Genomic DNA, 18,817 nt, shown 5'->3' with positions numbered 1-18,817 from the left:
AGGTGAGTCTGGGCATCGGGAATCCCCGGAGAGCGTAATTCGGTCCACCGCATCGTCTCGGCCCGAATCCCCCCGGGTGGAGGCGTCCTGTTGGTCTGACGCCGCGTCGGGCGCGTCCGGCTTCGCGGGCGAACGTTTACCCAACCTCGGCCTTTGGGTCGAGGCCGGGGCTACCGGCGCGCGGGCGGCAGGTCGGTGCAGAGGCCGAGCGCCGCCTCGGCCGCGAGCCCGATGGTCTCGCCGAGCGTCGGGTGCGGGTGGATCGTCCGGCCGATGTCGGTGGCGTCGGCGCCCATCTCGATGGCGAGCACGATCTCGCCGAGCATGTCGCCCGCGCTCGGTCCGACGATGGCGCCGCCGACGATCCGCTGGGTCTGCGCGTCGAACAGCAGCTTGGTGAGGCCGTAATCGGCGCCGTTGGCGATGGCCCGGCCCGAGGCCGCCCAGGGAAAGCGCGCCACCTCGACCGCCCGCCCGGCCGCCTTGGCGGTAATCTCCGTGAGGCCGGCCCAGGCGATCTCGGGATCGGTATACGCCACCGACGGGATCACGGCGGCATCGAACCCAGCCTTGTGGCCGGCGGCCACCTCGGCGGCGACGTGGCCCTGATGCACCGCCTTGTGGGCCAGCATCGGCTGCCCGACGAGATCGCCCACCGCCAGGATGTGCGGCACGCTGGTGCGCATCTGCGAATCCACCGGCACGAAGCCACGCTCCACGGCGACACCGGCCGCATCGAGGCCCAGCGCATCGCCGTTCGGCCGGCGGCCCGCCGCCTGGAGCACGAGGTCGTAGACCTGGGGCTCCGCCTCGCCCGCGAGCGTCACGGCGATGCCTTCGGGTGTCGCACTGGCGGAAACGACCTCCGCCCCGGTGCGGATCCGGTCGAACCGGTGGGCGTTGCGCTTGGTCCAGACCGCCACGAGGTCCCGGTCCACCCCCTCCAGGAGGTTCGGCAGGCGCTCGACCACGTCGACCCGGGCGCCGAGCGCGCTGTAGACCGTGGCCATCTCCAGGCCGATGATGCCGCCGCCGATCACCAGCAGGCGGCGGGGCACGAAGGGCAGCTCCAGCGCGCCCGTGGAATTCACGATCCGTGGGTCATCGGGCAGCATCGGCAGGCTGACCGGGGACGAGCCCGCCGCCACGATGGCGCTTCGGAACGCGACGGCGCGGCTGCCACCCGCCTGCAACGCCACCGCGACGGCGTTCGGCCCGGTGAAGCGGGCTGTGCCGCGCAGGACCTCGACCTTGCGCTGGCGCGCCATGTGGCTGAGCCCATCGGTCAGGCGCCGCACCGTCCCGGCCTTGAACGCCCGCAGCTTGTCGAGATCGATCGTCGGCGCACCGAAGCTGATCCCGTGGGCGGCGAGCCGCCCGGCCTCCTCGGTCACGGCGGCGACGTGCAGCAGCGCTTTTGAGGGGATGCACCCGACATTCAGGCAGACGCCGCCGAGCGTCGCCTCGCGCTCCACCAGGATCACGCGTTGCCCGAGATCCGCGGCCCGGAACGCCGCCGCGTAGCCGCCGGGCCCGCCGCCGATCACAAGGACATCGCAGGATTCGTCCGTCGGCGCGGCGGCGGGGGCCGCCACTGGGGCGGTCGTCTCGGTCTCCACGGCCACCCGGGCGATCAGCGTCCCGGCCGAGACGGTGTCGCCGAGGCCGACCAGCATCTCCACCAGCCGGCCGGCGACCGGGGAGGGGATGTCGAGGGTCGCCTTGTCGGATTCGACGATGAGCAGGGTCTGGTCGCGGGCGATCGTCTCGCCCGGCGCCACCGGGATCTCGATCACCGGCACGCCGGAAAAATCGCCGATATCGGGGACGCGGATTTCGCGGGTCTCGGGCATGGCGGCGTCGATCACAGTCTAGGGGGATGGGCGGAAGGCATCGGGGCTGCCAGGGTTTTCCCCTCCCCCTTGCGGGGAGGGATCAGGGGTGGGGGTGGTGCAGGCGGCACCGCTGCGCCTCTTCCGGCACCACCCCCACCTCCAACGCCTCCCCGCAGGGGCTAGGATATTCACACATCGGCTCGCGGAAGGCGGGACGAGCTCTCCTCCCCCTTGCGGGAAAGAGTTGGAGGTGGGGGTGGTTCAAACGGCACCGTGAGGCTCGATCCTGCACCACCCCCACCCCTTGCCCCTCCCCGCAAGGGGGAGGGGAAAAGCGCGGTGCTTTAAACGCTTGCCGTCGGAACGATGCGTGAATCCGTTAGCCCGCAGGGGGGAGGAGAGGGGCGCTCACCCAGCATCGCCGTCACAACAGCGCCCGGCGCAGGTCCGACAGGACCGACGCGATGTGGCCGAGGAAGCGGGCGGCGGCGACGCCGTCCACCACCCGGTGGTCCCAGGACAGGCTGAGCGGCAGGATCAGCCGCGGCTGGAAGGCTTTTCCGTCCCAGACCGCCTCCGTGCGCGAGCGCGCCGCGCCCAAAATCGCGACCTCGGGGGCGTTGATGATCGGGGTAAAACCGTCGCCGCCGATGCCGCCGAGCGACGAGACCGAGAAGCACCCGCCCTGCATGTCCGCGCCCGAGAGATTCCCGGCCCGGGCCTTGTCGGCGAGCGCCGCCATCTCGGTAGCGATCGCGATCAGGCCCTTGCGGTCGCAGTCGCGCACCACCGGCACCATCAGGCCCTTCGGGGTATCCACCGCGAAGCCGATATGGACGTAGTCCTTGAGGACGAGGTCGGAGCCTTCCAGGGATGTGTTGAAGCGCGGATAGGCCCGCAGCGCGAGGGCGGCGGCCTTGATCAGGAAGGCGACCATGGTGACCCGCGCCGGCGGCGTGCGCGTCTCCGTGTTGAGCCCGACCCGGAACGCCTCGATCTGGGTGACGTCGGCCCGGTCGAAATTGGTCACGTGCGGGATGGTCAGCCAGTTGCGGCTGAGATTGGCGCCGGAGATCGTCTGGATCCGCGACAGGGGCTCCCGCCGCACCGGACCGAACTTTTCGTAATCCACCTGCGGCCAGGGCGGCAGGCCGGCGCCGATGAACAGGGGCGCGGCCTGGGCCTGGGCTGGGGCCTGGAGCGCCGCCTTGACGAAGGCGTGCAGGTCCTCACGCAGGATCCGTCCCTTGGGGCCTGTGGCGGGCACCCGGTCGAGGGTGATCCCGAGTTCGCGGGCGAGCAGGCGCACCGACGGGCTGGCGTGGACGTCGCCCGACGTGACGGGCCGCTGATCGTCGTTCGACGGCGCGGCCGGGGGAAGGCCCGCTTCTGATATGCCATGCGCGCTTCCTCCCCCCTCTGCGGGGGAGGGTGGCCCCCGAAGGGGGTCGGGAGAGGGGAGCGCGGTATCCGGAAGAGTCACGACAGGTGTGAAACCCGCATCGTCGCGCTGCCCCTCTCCCCCCCTGCTGCGCAGGGTACCCTCCCCCGCAGAGGGGGGAGGGGGAGGCAGCGGTGACGCCTCACCGCCCTCTGCCGGCTCGACCATAAGGATCGGCGTGCCCTCCGAGACCTTCGAGCCCACTGCGACCAGCAATTCCCGCACGGTGCCGGCCACCGGGGAGGGGACCTCCATGGTCGCCTTGTCGGATTCGATGCTGAGGATCAGGTCGTCCACGGCGAGGCGGTCGCCCGGCTTCACCAGGAGTTCGATCACCGGCACGTCCCGGTAGTCGCCGATATCCGGGAGGGCGATCTGCAGCGCGGCGCTCATGCGGGCGGGTTTCCGTGGCTTGTCGTGGGCGGATGTTTTTTGGGGGCGAGGTCCGGGGGCAGGCCTCGCGAGGCGTCTGTGACTTCCGGGGGATCCCCCACCCACTCCCCTCATCCTGAGGTGCTGCGCAGCAGCCTCGAAGGAGGGCTCCAGGGACCGCGCGGCCGGCTGGAGGACTCGTTCGAGGGCTCCGCTTCGCTGCGCTACCTCAGGATGAGGGTGCGGGTTGGATGACTCAGATCGTCCAGGGCGCCGGCGTGTCGGCGTCGATGCCGTAGCGCCGGATCGCCTCGGCGACCGTGACGCGGGGCACTGTGCCGGCCTCGGCGAGCGCGTGGAGGGCCGCGACCACCACGTGCTGCCGGTCCACCTCGAAGAAGCGGCGGAGCGCGTTGCGGGTGTCGCTGCGGCCGAACCCGTCGGTGCCGAGCGTTACGAACCGGGCGCCGACATAGGAAGCGATCAGCTGCGGATAGGCCCGGACGTAGTCGGTCGCCGCCACGATCGGGGTCGCGCCCGGCAGCAGGGCGGCTACGTGGCTCACCGGCGCCTCGGACTCGGGGTGGAGCATCGCCTGACGCTCGGCCTCGCGGGCGTCGCGGGCCAGCTCGCTGAAGCTGGTGACGCTGAACAGCTCGGCGGCAATGCCCCAATCCTGCGCCAGCAGTCCGGCGGCCGCGATCACCTCGGGCAGGATCGCGCCCGAGCCCAGCAGCCGCACCGCGGTGGTCTCCGAATCCGGCCCCGACAGGCGGTACATCCCCTTCAGGATGCCGGCCTCGGCCCCCTCCGGCATGGAGGGCTGGGCGTAGTTCTCGTTCATGGCGGTGAGGTAGTAGAAGGCGTCCTCGCCCTCTTCCATCATCGCCCGGGCGCCGCGATCGACGATTACCGCCATCTCGTAGGCGAAGGCCGGGTCATAGGCCCGGCAGTTCGGGATGCCGGCGGCGGCGAGGTGGCTCGAGCCGTCCTGGTGCTGCAGGCCCTCGCCGCCGAGCGTGGTGCGGCCCGCCGTGGCGCCAATCAAAAAACCGCGGGCGCGCTGGTCGGCCGCCGCCCAGATCAGGTCGCCGACCCGCTGGAAGCCGAACATCGAGTAGTAGATGTAGAACGGCAGCATCGACAGGCCGTGGACGCTGTAGGCGGTGGCCGCCGCGGTCCAGGACGAGATCGCCCCGGCCTCGGTGATGCCCTCTTCCAGCAGCTGCCCGTCGCGCGCCTCGCGGTAATAGAGCATCGAGCCGGCATCCTCCGGCTCGTAGAGCTGCCCCTCCGGCGCGTAGATCCCGACCTGCCGGAACAGGTTGGCCATGCCGAATGTGCGCGCCTCGTCGGCGACGATCGGGACGACGCGCGGCCCGAGATCCTTGTGCTTCAGCAGGTTGCCGAACAGACGGACCACCGCCGTGGTGGTCGACATCTCCTTGCCGGCCGCCTCCAGGGCGAAGCCCGCATAGGTCGAGAGCGGCGGCACAGCCACGGTCGGCGCGGTGCGGCGGCGGGCCGGCAGCACGCCGCCCGGCATCTCCCGGCGCTCGCGCAGGTAGCGCATCTCGGCCCCATCCTCGGCCGGCTTGTAGAAGGCCAGGCCTTCCACCTGCGCGTCGGAGAGCGGCAGGGCGAAACGGTCGCGGAAGGCGCGCAGCGCATCCACGTCGAGCTTCTTGGCCTGATGGGCGGTCATGCGCGATTCGCCCGCGCCGCCCATGCCGTAACCTTTCTTGGTCTTGGCCAGGATCACGGTCGGCCGGCCCTTCGTGGCCTTGGCGGCGGCGAAGGCGGCGTAGAGCTTGCGGAAATCGTGGCCGCCGCGCTTCAGCCGGTCGACATCGGCATCCGACATATGCGCGACCAGTTCACGGACCTCCTCGTCCTCCCCGAAGAAATGCGCGAGGTTGTAGGCGCCGTCCTTGGCGCCGAGCGTCTGGTACTTGCCGTCCACGGTGTCGGCGAAGCGGCGCAGCAGGGCGTGGTTGGTGTCGCGGGCGAAGATCGCGTCCCACTCCGAGCCCCACAGCACCTTGATGACGTTCCAGCCCGCGCCCCGGAACAGGCTCTCCAGCTCCTGGATGATCTGGCCGTTGCCGCGCACCGGGCCGTCCAGCCGCTGCAGGTTGCAGTTGATGACGAAGGTGAGGTTGTCGAGCTTCTCCCGGGCGGCGAGCGCCAGGCCGCCGATCGATTCCGGCTCGTCCATCTCGCCGTCGCCGAACACGCCCCAGACGTGCCGGGCGGAGGTGTCGGCCAAGCCGCGATGCCCGAGATAGCGCATGAACCGCGCCTGGTAGACCGCGTGGATCGGGCCGATGCCCATCGAGCCGGTGGGCACCTGCCAGAAATCCGGCATCAGCCAGGGATGCGGATAGGAGCAGAGGCCGTCGCCGGCGATCTCCTGGCGGTAATGCTTCAGCTGCTCCTCGGAGAGCCGCCCTTCCAGGAAGGCCCGGGCGTAGACCCCCGGCGCCGAATGCGGCTGGAAGTAGACGAGGTCGCCGTCCGCACCGCCCTTGAAGAAGTGGTTGAACCCGACCTCGAACAGCTCAGCCGCCGAGGCGTAGCTCGCCACGTGCCCACCAAGCTCGCCGTAAGCCATGTTGGCGCGCACCACCATGGCGAGCGCGTTCCAGCGCATGATCGAGGTGAGCCGCTCCTCGATGTCGAGGTCGCCCGGGTAGCGCGGCTGCTTCTCCAGCGCGATGGTGTTGCGGTAGGGCGAATAGGGCAGGGCTTCGTCGAGGATGCCGATCTCCTTCGAGCGCCGCTCCAGCCGGTCGAGGATGAATCGCGCCCGGGCCGCGCCTTCGGTGCGGAACAGGGATTCGAGGGCGGCCAGCCAATCCTGCGTCTCGGCCGGATCGTGATCGACCTCGGCGGACCGCGCGATCGTCGTCCTCGGCAGTATGGCGTTCATCGGCGCGGCTCCCAGCTTTTGATCGGAGCATACGGGTTGCCGCGCGGGGCGGCATGCCGGATTTTTGTTACGCAGGGCCGATAATTGGCATGTTTTGCCGGATTTGCCAGTGAAGACGGGCAATCATGCCGCGACTATTGAGGACGCATCCGCACGCCCCCGATGCAACATCCAGTTAGATCGTCCCTCGCCGTCATTGCGAGCGCAGCGAAGCAACCCAGGGCGGCGCGCGATCTCAAGACGTAGCGCGTTCCTAGGTTGCTTCGCTGCGCTCGCAATGACGGTCGGCGCATGCAGGAACGGCCGCCCACATCGATCTGCACTAAAACTTTCCTGCCGCCCAACGCGCCCCGGCATGATATGCCCGCGGCAAACCGAAGAGCGAAAAAAATGGTCTCCCGACCGGTCCATCTCGACGCCGCCTCCCTGCGCATCCTCGAACGCCTGCAGCAGGACAGCGAGATCAGCATCGCCGACCTCGCCGAGCAGGTCGGGCTCTCGACCTCGCCGTGCTGGCGCCGGGTCAACGACCTGAAGGAAGCCGGGATCATCCGGGGCTGCGTCGCGGTGGTGGATCCGATGAGCCTCGGGCTCGCGGTGAACGTCTTCGTCCACGTCTCCCTGGAGAAGCAGACCCAGGCCGCCCTCCAGGCCTTCGACGAGGCGGTGCGCAGCCGCCCGGAGGTGATGGAATGCTACCTGATGAGCGGCGAGGCCGACTACATGCTGCGGGTGGTGGTGGAGGATCTCGGCCAGTACCAGCGACTGGTTCTCGACCACCTCACCCGCATCCCGGGGGTGGCCAACATCCGCTCCAGCTTCGCGCTCGGCCAAGTGAAGTACACGACGGCGCTGCCGCTCGGGCACCTGAACCGGTGAGCCGGTCCTTCGCTGGATAAGGAATTTCCGAGTTTCCCAGCGGCGCCGGCCTGGACCGGCGGCGTCACGCTGAAGGAAGAATGGTGGAGCCTAACGGGATCGAACCGATGACCTCTTCCATGCCATGGAAGCGCTCTCCCAGCTGAGCTAAGGCCCCACTTGTCCACCGCGGTTTGGGTCCCGCGGGGTCTCGCCAACCGGGTTGCGTCCGGCGACGCCGGTTCTATAGGCGGCTCGTGACGCGGACTCAACCCCTTTTTTCGGCCTTTCTTCGCCGAAATGCCGACCCCCTCCGACTCGCCGCAGACTCTTCGAAGGGAGGGCTCGAAATGGGGTCAGCTTTCTTCGTCGGTTTCTAGATCGCCGCCGATCAGGTCGGAGACGTCGTCGCCGGAATCCTCCTCCTCGAGGAAAGTGTCGTCCGCGTCGGACTCCCCGTCCTCGTCGGCGGTGACGTCCTCCGGAGTCGGATCCGCCTCGTCCTCGGCAGCCTCCACCTCGTCGAGGGAGACCAATTCCGGACCCTTCTCGTCCGTCTCATCCGCGTCGTCGGCCTCCGGGCCCCGTGCCAAGACGGGCGCTGCGACGCGGCTCGCAGCCGCCTGGTAGAGCGCACCGCATTTCGGGCAGCTCGCGGGATCGCGGGCGAGGTCGTAGAACTTCGCGCCGCAACTCATGCATTGGCGCTTCATGCCAAGTTCGGGTCGGGCCACGGGCGCACACCTCGTCGTCTCTGCCGTCTTCGAAAGACGGGCCCGTTAGTCGCGGCCTCTGACCCTGTCAATCGAGCCGCAGCCCCCCGTTTCAGGGGCGTCAGCCACCGGGCGCGATGGATGACGCGGGCCGGCACGCGTGTTAACCGCGCCGCCAGTTCACCGACCGATTGCAGCTCCGCGGCGCCCCCGCGCAATGCGCCGGATCCTGGCCCACCCGAGACACCCGAACGGACACCCCCGTGTCGCACGACTCGCCTCCCCAACCCCTCACCGCCGCACCGGGCACGCCGCTCAACGGGCGCCTGCGTCCGCCCGGCGACAAGTCGATCTCGCACCGGGCCATGATCCTGGGGCTGTTGAGCCAAGGCGAGACCCGGGTCGAGGGCCTGCTGGAGGGCGACGACGTGCTGCGCACCGCCGCCGCCGCGAAGGCGCTCGGCGCCGGCGTCGAGCGCCTCGGCGAAGGGCGCTGGGTGGTGCGAGGCGTGGGCATCGGCGGCCTCACTGATCCGAGCGAGGTTCTGGATTTCGGCAATGCCGGCACCGGCTCGCGGCTCATGATGGGCGTGGTCGGCGGCCAGCCGGTCACCGCGACGTTCGACGGCGACGCGTCGCTGCGCTCGCGCCCGATGCGCCGGATCCTCGATCCGCTCACCCGCATGGGCGCGCAGGTGCTGTCCGAGGCTGAGGGTGGCCGCGTGCCCCTGACCCTGCGCGGCCTCAACGAGGCGATCCCGATCACCTATGAGACCCCGGCGGCCTCGGCACAGATCAAGTCGGCGGTGCTGCTCGCCGGTCTCAACGCCCCCGGCACTACCACGGTGATTGAGGCGGCCGCCACCCGCGACCACACCGAGCGGATGCTGCGCCTCTTCGGCGCCGAAGTCCGCGTGGAGCCGCACGGGCCGGGCGGCCATGGTCGCAAGATCGCGCTCACCGGGCAGCCGACTCTGCGTGGCACCGACGTGATCGTCCCGGCCGATCCGTCCTCGGCGGCCTTCCCTTTGGTGGCGGCCCTGATCGTGCCCGGCTCCGACGTGGTGATCGAGGGCGTGATGATGAACGTGCTGCGCACCGGGCTTATCACCACCCTCCTCGAGATGGGCGCGCAGATCGAGCGCGTGGCCGAGCGTGAGGAGGGCGGGGAGACCGTCGCGGACCTGCGCGTGCGGGCGAGCCGCCTCACCGGTGTCGACGTACCGGCCGAGCGCGCGCCCGCGATGATCGACGAGTACCCGGTCCTGGCGGTGGCAGCGAGTTTCGCCGCGGGCCGGACTCGTATGAATGGGCTCCACGAATTGCGGGTGAAGGAATCCGACCGCCTCGTGGCCGTGGCGGCGGGGCTCGCTGCCAACGGCGTCCGACACAGCGTGGAGGGCGACGACCTCGTGGTCGAGGGGCTCGACACGGCCGCGCCCGGCGGCGGGCTGGTGGCGACCCATCTCGATCACCGGATCGCAATGGCGTTCCTAGTGATGGGGCTCGCCACGAAGGCGCCGGTCACCGTGGACGATGGCGCAATGATTGCCACGAGCTTCCCCAGCTTCCTGCCGTCCATGCAGGCCCTCGGCGGCCGGATCGAGGCCTAGATCATGCCGCTCATCATCGCGATCGACGGCCCGGCCGCGTCGGGCAAGGGAACGCTGGCCAAGCGGCTGGCCAACCATTACGGGTTGCCCCATCTCGATACGGGGCTGCTCTATCGCGCGGTCGCGCTGACGCTGATCGATGCTGGCTTGTCGCTGGACGATTCTGCGGCGGCGTCCGACGCAGCGCGTGGTCTCGACGTCGACAGGCTCGACGACCCGCGCCTGCGCGAGCGCGCCATGGGCGAGGCCGCGTCTCGGATTTCGGCGGTCCCGGAGGTTCGCGCCGCCCTGCTGGCTTGGCAGCGGCGCTTCGCGGCCGATCCCCAGGGTGCCGTCCTGGACGGGCGCGACATTGGGACGGTGGTCTGCCCGTATGCCAGCGTGAAGCTTTACATCACCGCCTCGTCCGAGGAGCGCGCCCGTCGCCGCCACTTGGAACTTGCCGGCCGCGGCGAGGCCGCGACTTTCGGGGCCATCCTGGCCGATATCGAAGCCCGCGACGCCCGAGACGCCTCCCGGGCCGCCGCACCGCTACGCATGGCCGAAGACGCAGTCCAGCTGGACACCACGGAGCTCGACCCGGACGCTGCCTTCGCCGAAGCTCGAGGCATCGTCGAGCGCGCCCGCGGCGACGGTGAATAGGTTCCAGCCTCAGCCCCGTGTTGACCCCCCGGCTCCGCTCACCTATTGCGAACGCGCCGTCCCCCTGCGGCCGCCCCCAGCGGTCCCTCGGACGCGAGCGCGTAGCTCAGCTGGTAGAGCAACGGACTTTTAATCTGTAGGTCCTGGGTTCGAGTCCCAGCGCGCTCACCACACAATCTGAACTGATTATGAGCTGGTGAATCTAGGTACAGTCCAAGCAAGTGTAGTACTGCTTAGATTGCGTCGGGGCATAATTTGCATGCAGCGGTCATGCGGTTCCGAGTTTTGTTCTTTTTTACGAGAACCAAATGATTTTCGGACCGATTTCACCGGCTGTACAACAAAATTGACCAATATTACATACAAAACAGCACCCCGGCGGTCCGTTCCTTCCGCCAGATGAGTTTCACTGCGTATCGCATGTCAGAATTGACCAAGACAAGATCGAACGCCGTTTCCAACACCACCACGTGCGAACCGAAGAATTCGAGCATCGCGCCGCTGTCGGAGAGGTTCTGGATCCGACAGGGGAAGCGCGAGCCGTCCGGGTGCTGGGCGTAGGCCAGGAGAGCTGTGGCCTGTCGGGCGCTTGCGCGGCGCTCGACGAAGGCGATTGGAGGCCTGGCGTTGCGGGGCATGGCCGAATGACCCTAACGAAGTCGGCCACTATGGCGCGATGTCAGTAAAGATGCATCGAAACAGCTAATGATATATTGATCAAATTCACGCTTGTAGGAAAATAAATCGCAGCTCTAGGGCTATCGGCGGAACGCTCGTGGAGGAACCGCCGCACCACCACGCCAGTGTATCCCACCTACGAAGCGGCGTGTATCCTACCGACGTTCATCGTCGCGTAGAGGCGGTCCCTTACCGGCTTTTATAAAGCGCCCCACAAACAACCCGATCGGGATCGACAGCAGAAACCAATTCCGCAGAAACCTTAGCGACTTTGACACCGCCGCCCTCCCTTTTCGCCCAAGTCGCATTTGAGCATGGCTTGCCGTCGGATCCAAACGCGCGGCCCGGGCGTCGGCTCCCAACCAAAGGGCCGGGTCTCATAACGTTTTCCCGTGCCGGCGCATCAAGCTGCGGGCAGCCGCGAAGACCGATAGACCCTCAACTGGACATCCTGAGACGATCATGCGCTTTCGCCCCGCCCTCACGATTCCAGTCTATCTTGTCCTCGCCGCGATGCCGGCAACTGTCTGTGCTGAGACGCCAGACCAGCCCGCAATCCACGCATTGCCCCTCCCTTGGCCACCAGGTTTTTCTCGCGATGTGCAGGGCAGCGGCCTGCCCGGTCTTGATGGCGGCCACGCCTTCCTGTGGAACCGGCCCACCGGCTTCGATGCGGTCTCGACCCTACGGATCGACCGACACATTCCCGACGGATCGGGGGAGCCCGGCCATACCTACAAGGCGCTCTGGGCGCTTGGCTCGTCGGGTCCGCACAATGCGGGCTACGAGTGGACAATCACGGGGGAGCTGCACAATCGCAGCCTCGCCAGCACGGGCGCGCAGAACGTCGCCGTCAACGGCACGATCTTCAAGGAGGCCAACGGAGTCGGCCCAGTTGGGCCGTCCTGGGCGGGCAATTTCAACTGCGTGGACATGACCGACGAAGCCGACCCTGTCGCCTCCTGCATCGGCGCGGAGATCGATGTCTCTGCGCAGTCGCCGACCACGGACCGTAACCGGCAACGGGTCGGGCTGCAGATTTCTACCGGCGGGGTGCCGGGTGCCCATACTGGCTACGGCATCCTGCTGGGCAACCTCACGGGCTCGGTGACCGATCGAGGTTTTTCGTTCCAGGGGGAGGGGACCTACGGAATCGGGATCGATACCGCCGCCGGCCGGTTTTCCGGCGTGCCGATTCTGCTTGGGTCAGGCCAGTCGATCGCCGTGGACGGTCATCGGGACGGGAGCTTTGCCCGCACCCTTGGCTTCGACGGTCGAGATCTCGTCTATGGGACGGCAAGGGGGGCGGTATTCAAGGTCAGCGACGCGGGCCAAGTTCAGGCCACCTCGGTCCGGGAGGCGCAACCGAATCCGCCGCGCAACAGCCAGGACGCTTGCACGCCTGGCGACCATGCCTGGGACGAAGCGTTCGAGTATCGCTGCGTCGCCCCGGATCGCTGGAAGCGCGCCGCACTGAGCGACTGGTAGGCGTGCCTGCTAGGCTCTACGGAACGGCAGGATCGCCACAAAGGCCGCGAGGGCAGCGCCGATCACGCGCAGGAGTGCGCACCCTGGGCTTTTGGGCGAGACGACCATCCACTCGAACATCATGGCCGCCGACAGGAGGAGCAGCACCGAGACGAGGAGTGTCTCGCTCGAGAGCGCAAAGGGCTTGACCTTAATGATGTTTCCCCCGGGCGCAATTCTTGGTGCGCGCCAGGGTGTTAGCCGAACCGGCGTTGAAAGACGAACGCGGTTCTTAGCGGTCGAAGATGCGCACGACTGCTCGGGTTGTCGGATCAACCACGACAACCTTGTCTCCCGGCGCCACGAAATAGCCGTAGCGCCGTAAGCGCGGGTTCGGCGCATCCGTGAACGGGGCCAGACGCACATCCTCCGGGACGATGGTGCCGGGACGCAACGGGATGGAGCCGACGATTGGGCCGGGGCCTATTGGGCGGCTCACGATGTAATCGCGCACCACGACCTCGTCGTCCGGGCCGAAATCGTCGGACTCGACGATCACGCCCTGCGCGAAGGCGGTGCCGGTGAACAGCGCGGCAAACCCGAGGGCTGCGGCGAGGCTTGCGCGTGTCGACATGAAAGGCTCCGTGACGTTCAGGGCTCGCGGAAACCCCGGCCGTCGCGATTGTGTTCCCGGTGTTTCAGCGCTCCATCTCAGCGACCGACCTGCCCCGCCTCGGCCAGAGGCACCGGCGACCAGCGGGTGATCTGCACGTAGCCGTCCAGCACCGCGATCACCACGTGCCGACGATGGCGATGCACCACCGCCCCCGGTATATGCCCATGGCGCTCGCGCCAGCCCAGCGCCTCGGCCACGTAGACCCGCGCATCGCCCAGTCTGGCGATCGTCTCGACGGTGCCGAAAGCCCGGACCCGGCGCAGGATCGGCTCCACTTCCTGGCGGAAATCGAGGGTCCGGTCGGCGTCGGTGGCCCGGGGCCAGTAGGAGCCGTCGCCCTGGGGCTCGGCGCGACGCCAGCGCGCGGGCAATTCCTTGCCGAGCGGTCCAACGGCAAGACGCCGGGCCGCCATCTGGCACTTGGCCAGCACGGTCTCGTGAGATTCGATAGTGTCGAGGTTGAAGATGTCTTGGGCCAGGATATCGCCGGTGTCGAAGCCATCGGCGAGCACATGGGCGGTGACCCCCCAGGTCTCGTAACGGTCCAGGACCGCCCGAAACAGCGGGTAGGGGCCGCGCCCGGTCGGTAGCGGGGAGGGGTGGATGTTCAGGCCGTAGGTGGCACGGCCGCGCCAGCCCTTCACCAGCCAGGGATAGCCCGCCACCACCAGCGCCCAATCCCTGCCATGCTCGGCCTGCAGCGCCTCGATATCGCGTTCGCGGATGCGCGACAGCTGGATTGGGAGGCGCATCGAACGCGCACGGGCGACCAGCACGTCGTTGTGATCGTAGATCCCGTCGCAGGGCCGGGTGAACAGCTTGATCGGCTTCCAGCCGGCCTCGACGAGACCCTCGAACACGCCGCCCAAAAAGTCGATGCCGGCGAACGCGAACTTCATCCCTGCCGCCTGCGACCTTGTGAACGTGGAGCGGAGCGGCCTGCCGCCTGCCCCGGGACGCTACCGGCCTTACTTTGTTCGGAGCAGGATGGGTAGCAAGAGGACCGCAGGTGCGACAGGTTCTGATCTACGGCGGGACGGGCGGCATTGGCTTGGCCACCGCCCGGGCGTTGCGGGCCCGTGGTTATGCCCTTCATCTCGCGGCTCGGGACGGTGAGCGCCTGTCGCGCGCGGCCGACGAACTCGGGGAAACAACGTTCACGGCAGGCGATGTCGGCGATCCGGGCTTCTTCGCCGCCGCCAGCGAGGCGGCCGGTTCTGAGCTGGCCGGCCTGGTCTACGCCATCGGCACGATCAACCTGCGGCCACTCGGGCGCCTGACCCGGGCCGATGTGGAGACCGATTTCCGCATCAATGCCCTCGGGGCCTTCTCGGCAGTGCAATCCGCTGCCGCTGCACTGAAGGCCGGCGCCGGGGAGGCGGGGTCCGGGATCGTGTTGTTCTCGACGGTGGCGGCCGCGCAAGGGTTTCCTGCCCATGCTTCCGTCGCGATGGCCAAGGGCGCCGTCGAGGGGCTCGGCCTCTCGCTCGCAGCCGAGTTGGCGCCGCAGATCCGCGTCAACGTGGTTGCGCCGTCACTGACAAGAACGCCGCTGGCCGCTGCCATCACCGGCAACGAGACCCTGGCCCAGGGAATCGCCGCCATGCACGCGCTTCAGCGGCTCGGTCGTCCCGAGGATGTCGCGGCGCTCGCGGCCTTCCTGGTCTCAGACGAGGCGGCCTGGATCACCGGCCAAGTGATCGGCGTCGATGGCGGTCGCGCGACCCTGCGTACCAAGGGCTGAGGGGTGGCAGCGAAATTTACAGCGCGAACCGGGGGCTCGCTCCGCTTCGTCCTCGGCGATCAGCTGAATCGGCGCGTATCGAGCCTGATCGACCTCGATCTCGCACACGACACCGTCCTGCTCGTCGAGGTGCGGGACGAGGCGACGTACGTTCGCCATCACAAGCAGAAGATCGCTTTCCTGTTCGCAGCCATGCGCCATTTCGCGGCCGAATTGGAGGCCGAGGGGGTAACGGTCGACTATGTCCACCTAACCGATCCCGACAACGCCGGTAGCTTCACCGGCGAGTTGAAGCGCGCGGTGGCGCGCCACGCGCCCGAGCGAGTCGTCGTCACCGAGCCCGGCGAGTGGCGGGTCTGGGATATGATGCAGGACTGGCGCGAGACGTTGCCCGTCCCGCTGGAGATCCGCTCGGACAACAGATTTCTATGCCCGCGCGAGGATTTCGCTCGATGGGCCGAGGGGCGCCACCATCTGCGAATGGAGACGTTCTACCGCGGCATGCGGCGTCGGACCGGCCTGCTCATGGATGGCGGCGAGCCTGTCGGCGGCCGCTGGAATTTCGACCCCGACAACCGGAAACGCCTCCCCAAGGGACATCGGCTGCCGGACCGGGTCGGTTTCCAACCCGATGCGACAACCCGAGAAACTATTGCACTCGTCGAACGGGAGTTCGCCGATCATTTCGGCGATTTGGCAACCTTCTCCTGGCCGGTGACCCGGGCCGATGCGCTCGCAGCGCTCAAGCACTTCATCGCTGTCTGTCTGCCGACGTTCGGTGATTATCAGGACGCCATGAAGGCGGGGGCACCGTATCTGTATCACGCACTGCTATCGCCGCCCCTGAATGCCGGCCTCTTGACCGCCGAGGAAGTCTGCTGGGCCGCCGAGCGTGCTTACCGGGATGGATCCGCCCCGCTCAACTGTGTCGAAGGGTTTATCCGGCAGATCCTCGGCTGGCGCGAATATGTCCGCGGCGTCTACTGGGCGCGGATGCCTGAGTATCGCGAGACCAACGCATTGGGTGCGGGCCGGGACTTGCCGTGGTTCTACTGGTCGGGCGTGACGAAGCTCAATTGCATCGCCAACGTGGTCGCGGATACCCGCCGCCACGCCTACGCTCACCACATTCAGCGTCTGATGGTGACCGGCAATTTTGCCTTGATCGCCGGCCTGGAGCCGGCACAGGTCGAGGAATGGTACCTGATCGTGTTCGCCGACGCCTATGAATGGGTCGAACTGCCCAACGTTCACGGCATGGTGCTGTGGGCTGACGGGGGCGTGATGGGTTCGAAGCCCTACGCGGCTTCGGGAGCGTATATCGACCGCATGTCAGATTACTGCACTGGCTGCGCGTACGACGTTAAGGTCAAGTCGGGGCCGGACGCCTGTCCGGTCAACTACTTGTACTGGAATTTTTTAATCGAAAACGAGGACAAGCTGGCGGGAAATCAGCGGATGATGATGCCTTATCGAACCCTGCGCGGCATGGGCGAGCACCGTCGTATCGAAATTCAACAGGATGCCGCCCGATTCCTCGGATCTTTGAGGGCCGAGCCCGACCCTGATCACCAGGGCGACCAGACTGCCAACGCCACGTAAGGGGATGCACGTCGCCGGCCCGACTCGGTCTGGAGGCCGACGGACACACGAAAGCTGTAGCGGGCGATGGCGAAATCGGTCGCGTGCAAACCGAGATCCCATTTTTGATAGCCCGTCTCATCGCCGTAGACGCTGAGTTCAGGGCCGAGATAGGCATCCCAGCACCGATAGCCCCAGGCCAGGCGTGCCCACAGGCTGCTGCGCGTCGAGCCTCCGATGGCAGTTGCTTGGAGGAGCGTGTTCTCGGTCAGGCGGGCCCAGATCTCGCCGTGCACGCGCAGGCCATACGCGGCAGGCAAGACCATCGGTGCGTGTGGGTCGGCTAGCATCTCCACCGACCCTTCGGGTCCCGCAAAGATGGCCGCTACGCCCCAATCGAAGAACCATTGACGACCTAGCACCGCCGCCGCGCTGAACGTGTAGCGCGTGCGCGGTAGGCCGAAGTCGCCGCGTTCCCGTTGTCGGCCGCTGCCGACGCTCGCTAGAGCGACGAAGCCGTCTTTGTCGAGGGATCCCAGCCCGAACTTTGCGCCGACGGTCAGAAATGTCGCGGATGCCGCGTCGAGACTGCCGAACAGCAGCGTGTCGACCTCGCCGCTGCGTGCTGGAAGTGCCTGTGCAAGAAGAGTCGGGGCCGCCAGAACAGCAACAATCCTCCTCGTGTGGCCTTTCGTGACGATCCGGCGCATGCACACGGAGCGGCTCCCGGCGGTGAGGCCGTAAACCTAGTGTTAATCTTGGGAATAGGCAGCCCGAGTCAGCTTAGATTCACCGAAAAGATATCGGGAATTGCGCAGGCGTTTCATTCGCGAGGCCACTCGGCCAGGCCTGTATGCTTGGGGCGACGTGAGATTTACTTGAAGCCCGAGATGCGTATCTCAGGTTTGAATCCCGCGGTTCACAATCGGTATGAGGTCGCGTGAGCGCCCCGCGCTTGGCCTGCCGGGTGATCTCGGCTAGAGCCCGCCCCAGGACAGCGAAGGTTGGCGGATCCTTGACTGCCGGTGCACGAACGTCGGACGTCCTCACTGTGCTGGCGAGCCAGGAGGGGGAGCGCCTCACCGTGGGCGACATCGTCGCGGTCCTGCGGGATCGCGCCTTTGCGTTGCTTGTGGTGTTGCTCGGCTTGCCGAACTGCCTGCCGATGCCACCGCCGATCCCACTGATCTGCGGCTTGCTTTTGCTTCTCGTGGCCGTGCAGATCGCGGCGGGCATGTCGGCACCCTGGCTGCCCCGGATTCTGCTTGGTCGCTCGATTGCGCTCACAGATGTCCGGCGGGCGGTCACCCGTGCGGTCCCGATCCTGAGGCGGCTGGAGCGCTGGTCGCGTCCGCGAGTCAGCGTGTTCGAGACCGCGCTCGGCATGCGTGGCATGGGGATCGCCCTGTTGACTCTGGCGTTGGCGCTGATCGTGGCTGCGCCGATTGTCGGGCAAATTCCTCTTGGTCTCGCCGTCTGTCTCGTGGGCCTCGGCCTCGTCGAGCGCGACGGCCTCGTCGTGATGGGCGGATTGGTGATCGGCGTGTTCGGCGTCGCCATCAATGCCGGCTTCGCCTACGCGGTCATCGCCGGGATCGTCGGTCTGCTGAACCTCTGAGCAAGGCGGATCAGAGCCGGTAACGGATCTGGTCGGTCCAGAAGCGCTCAAGACGGCCCAGGGCCGTGTTCAACCGGCCGAAATCATCGTCCGAGATGCCGCCGATCGGCGCGATCGTTCGGGCATGCTTGTCGTAGAGACCCTGGATGATCTCGTGGACCTGCCGTCCCTTGTCGGTGAGGCTGATTCGGACCGAGCGGCGGTCCGTCTTAGAGCGGGCGTGGTGCAGGTAGCCGGCTTCGACCAGCTTCTTGACGTTGTAGGACACGTTCGAGCCGAGATAGTAGCCCTTGGTCCGCAACTCGCTCGCGGTGAGTTCCTTGTCGCCGATGTTGTAGAGCAGCAGCGCCTGGACGCTGTTGACGTCTTCCCGGCCGCGCCGCTCGAACTCGTCCTTGATCACATCGAGGAGCCGGCGGTGCAGCCGCTCGACCAGGTGGAGCGCCTCCAGGTAGGAGCCCTTGGCGGACGGGACTTCTTCCGGGGTCTCGCTCTTCGCGACTCGGGCGCTCTGGGTCTTCATCGTCTGCCTCACCGTCTGATGCTGCGGCTTCCGTTCGATCCGGTGCCGCTGATGATGGCTAAGCTATGGGTCGGGAATGAAAGGCGATTTAAGCGACAGGATGAATTCCCGATTTACTCTTCGC

At 67.4% G+C, this 18,817-nt stretch carries 16 protein-coding genes and 2 tRNA genes; 8 read left to right on the top strand and 10 right to left on the bottom strand.

What is annotated here, in order from left to right:
* Positions 1-170 precede the first annotated feature (170 nt).
* The 3 genes from lpdA to mdeB all read right to left on the bottom strand — a co-directional run bounded on the left by lpdA (position 171) and on the right by mdeB (position 6,580).
* Positions 171-1,853, bottom strand: a complete 1,683-nt coding sequence (gene lpdA, locus AO398_RS17605; RefSeq protein ID WP_058193489.1) for a dihydrolipoyl dehydrogenase — start codon at positions 1,851-1,853, stop codon at positions 171-173.
* Positions 1,854-2,259: 406 nt separating this feature from the next.
* Positions 2,260-3,669 (bottom strand): 2-oxo acid dehydrogenase subunit E2, encoded by a 1,410-nt coding sequence (locus tag AO398_RS17600; protein WP_058193400.1) that lies wholly within the window; start codon positions 3,667-3,669, stop codon positions 2,260-2,262.
* A 235-nt stretch (positions 3,670-3,904) separates the two neighbouring features.
* Positions 3,905-6,580 carry an alpha-ketoglutarate dehydrogenase gene (gene mdeB, locus AO398_RS17595; RefSeq protein WP_058193399.1) on the bottom strand — a complete coding sequence of 892 codons (2,676 nt, stop codon included), beginning with the start codon at positions 6,578-6,580 and terminating at the stop codon, positions 3,905-3,907.
* A 390-nt stretch (positions 6,581-6,970) separates the two neighbouring features.
* Between mdeB and AO398_RS17590 the strand changes: the two genes are divergently transcribed.
* Positions 6,971-7,459, top strand: a complete 489-nt coding sequence (locus AO398_RS17590; RefSeq protein WP_058193398.1) for an Lrp/AsnC family transcriptional regulator — start codon at positions 6,971-6,973, stop codon at positions 7,457-7,459.
* Between the two features lie 81 nt (positions 7,460-7,540).
* Here AO398_RS17590 and AO398_RS17585 read toward each other — a convergent pair.
* A tRNA-Ala gene (locus AO398_RS17585) sits at positions 7,541-7,616 on the bottom strand.
* 178 nt (positions 7,617-7,794) lie between these two features.
* The gene (locus tag AO398_RS17580; protein WP_082643323.1) at positions 7,795-8,172 is read right to left on the bottom strand and encodes a TIGR02300 family protein; all 378 of its coding nucleotides are present in this window, start codon (positions 8,170-8,172) and stop codon (positions 7,795-7,797) included.
* Between the two features lie 242 nt (positions 8,173-8,414).
* Between AO398_RS17580 and aroA the strand changes: the two genes are divergently transcribed.
* The 3 genes from aroA to AO398_RS17565 all read left to right on the top strand — a co-directional run bounded on the left by aroA (position 8,415) and on the right by AO398_RS17565 (position 10,577).
* Entirely contained in the window at positions 8,415-9,764 is a 1,350-nt protein-coding gene (gene aroA / locus AO398_RS17575; RefSeq protein ID WP_058193397.1) for a 3-phosphoshikimate 1-carboxyvinyltransferase, read from the top strand.
* 3 nt (positions 9,765-9,767) lie between these two features.
* Entirely contained in the window at positions 9,768-10,406 is a 639-nt protein-coding gene (gene cmk, locus AO398_RS17570; protein WP_058193396.1) for a (d)CMP kinase, read from the top strand.
* A gap of 95 nt (positions 10,407-10,501) precedes the next feature.
* Positions 10,502-10,577 (top strand) — tRNA-Lys (locus tag AO398_RS17565).
* A 185-nt stretch (positions 10,578-10,762) separates the two neighbouring features.
* On the opposite strand, the gene AO398_RS17560 is transcribed toward AO398_RS17565, so the two are convergent.
* Entirely contained in the window at positions 10,763-11,044 is a 282-nt protein-coding gene (locus AO398_RS17560) for a PilZ domain-containing protein (protein ID WP_058193395.1), read from the bottom strand.
* Between the two features lie 502 nt (positions 11,045-11,546).
* On the opposite strand from AO398_RS17560, the gene AO398_RS17555 reads away from it, so the two are divergent.
* Positions 11,547-12,572, top strand: coding sequence for a hypothetical protein (locus AO398_RS17555; RefSeq protein WP_058193394.1), 1,026 nt, complete (start codon positions 11,547-11,549; stop codon positions 12,570-12,572).
* 271 nt (positions 12,573-12,843) lie between these two features.
* Here the strand turns inward: AO398_RS17555 and AO398_RS17550 are convergent, their stop codons facing one another.
* Positions 12,844-13,185 (bottom strand): hypothetical protein, encoded by a 342-nt coding sequence (locus AO398_RS17550; RefSeq protein WP_058193393.1) that lies wholly within the window; start codon positions 13,183-13,185, stop codon positions 12,844-12,846.
* A gap of 77 nt (positions 13,186-13,262) precedes the next feature.
* On the bottom strand, positions 13,263-14,126 hold the full coding sequence (locus AO398_RS17545; RefSeq protein WP_058193392.1) for a formyltransferase family protein: 864 nt from the start codon (positions 14,124-14,126) through the stop codon (positions 13,263-13,265).
* A gap of 110 nt (positions 14,127-14,236) precedes the next feature.
* On the opposite strand from AO398_RS17545, the gene AO398_RS17540 reads away from it, so the two are divergent.
* Together AO398_RS17540 and AO398_RS17535 are read left to right on the top strand one after the other, a co-directional pair.
* Positions 14,237-14,971: an SDR family oxidoreductase gene (locus AO398_RS17540; RefSeq protein ID WP_058193391.1), complete on the top strand. Its 735-nt coding sequence runs from the start codon at positions 14,237-14,239 to the stop codon at positions 14,969-14,971.
* 3 nt (positions 14,972-14,974) lie between these two features.
* Entirely contained in the window at positions 14,975-16,573 is a 1,599-nt protein-coding gene (locus AO398_RS17535; RefSeq protein ID WP_058193390.1) for a cryptochrome/photolyase family protein, read from the top strand.
* On the opposite strand, the gene bcsS is transcribed toward AO398_RS17535, so the two are convergent.
* Positions 16,540-17,262, bottom strand: a complete 723-nt coding sequence (gene bcsS / locus AO398_RS17530) for a cellulose biosynthesis protein BcsS (protein WP_082643322.1) — start codon at positions 17,260-17,262, stop codon at positions 16,540-16,542. The genes AO398_RS17535 and bcsS overlap by 34 nt on opposite strands.
* Positions 17,263-17,567: 305 nt before the next feature.
* Between bcsS and AO398_RS17525 the strand changes: the two genes are divergently transcribed.
* Positions 17,568-18,170, top strand: a complete 603-nt coding sequence (locus tag AO398_RS17525) for an exopolysaccharide biosynthesis protein (RefSeq protein ID WP_279596439.1) — start codon at positions 17,568-17,570, stop codon at positions 18,168-18,170.
* Positions 18,171-18,180: 10 nt separating this feature from the next.
* Here AO398_RS17525 and AO398_RS17520 read toward each other — a convergent pair whose 3' ends face one another.
* Positions 18,181-18,693 carry a winged helix DNA-binding protein gene (locus tag AO398_RS17520; protein WP_058193388.1) on the bottom strand — a complete coding sequence of 171 codons (513 nt, stop codon included), beginning with the start codon at positions 18,691-18,693 and terminating at the stop codon, positions 18,181-18,183.
* Positions 18,694-18,817 lie beyond the last annotated feature (124 nt).

Origin of the sequence: Methylobacterium sp. GXS13, from assembly GCF_001455965.1 — a bacterium.
Lineage (GTDB): Bacteria > Pseudomonadota > Alphaproteobacteria > Rhizobiales > Beijerinckiaceae > Methylobacterium.
This window is presented reverse-complemented; position numbering and strand designations above follow the sequence as displayed.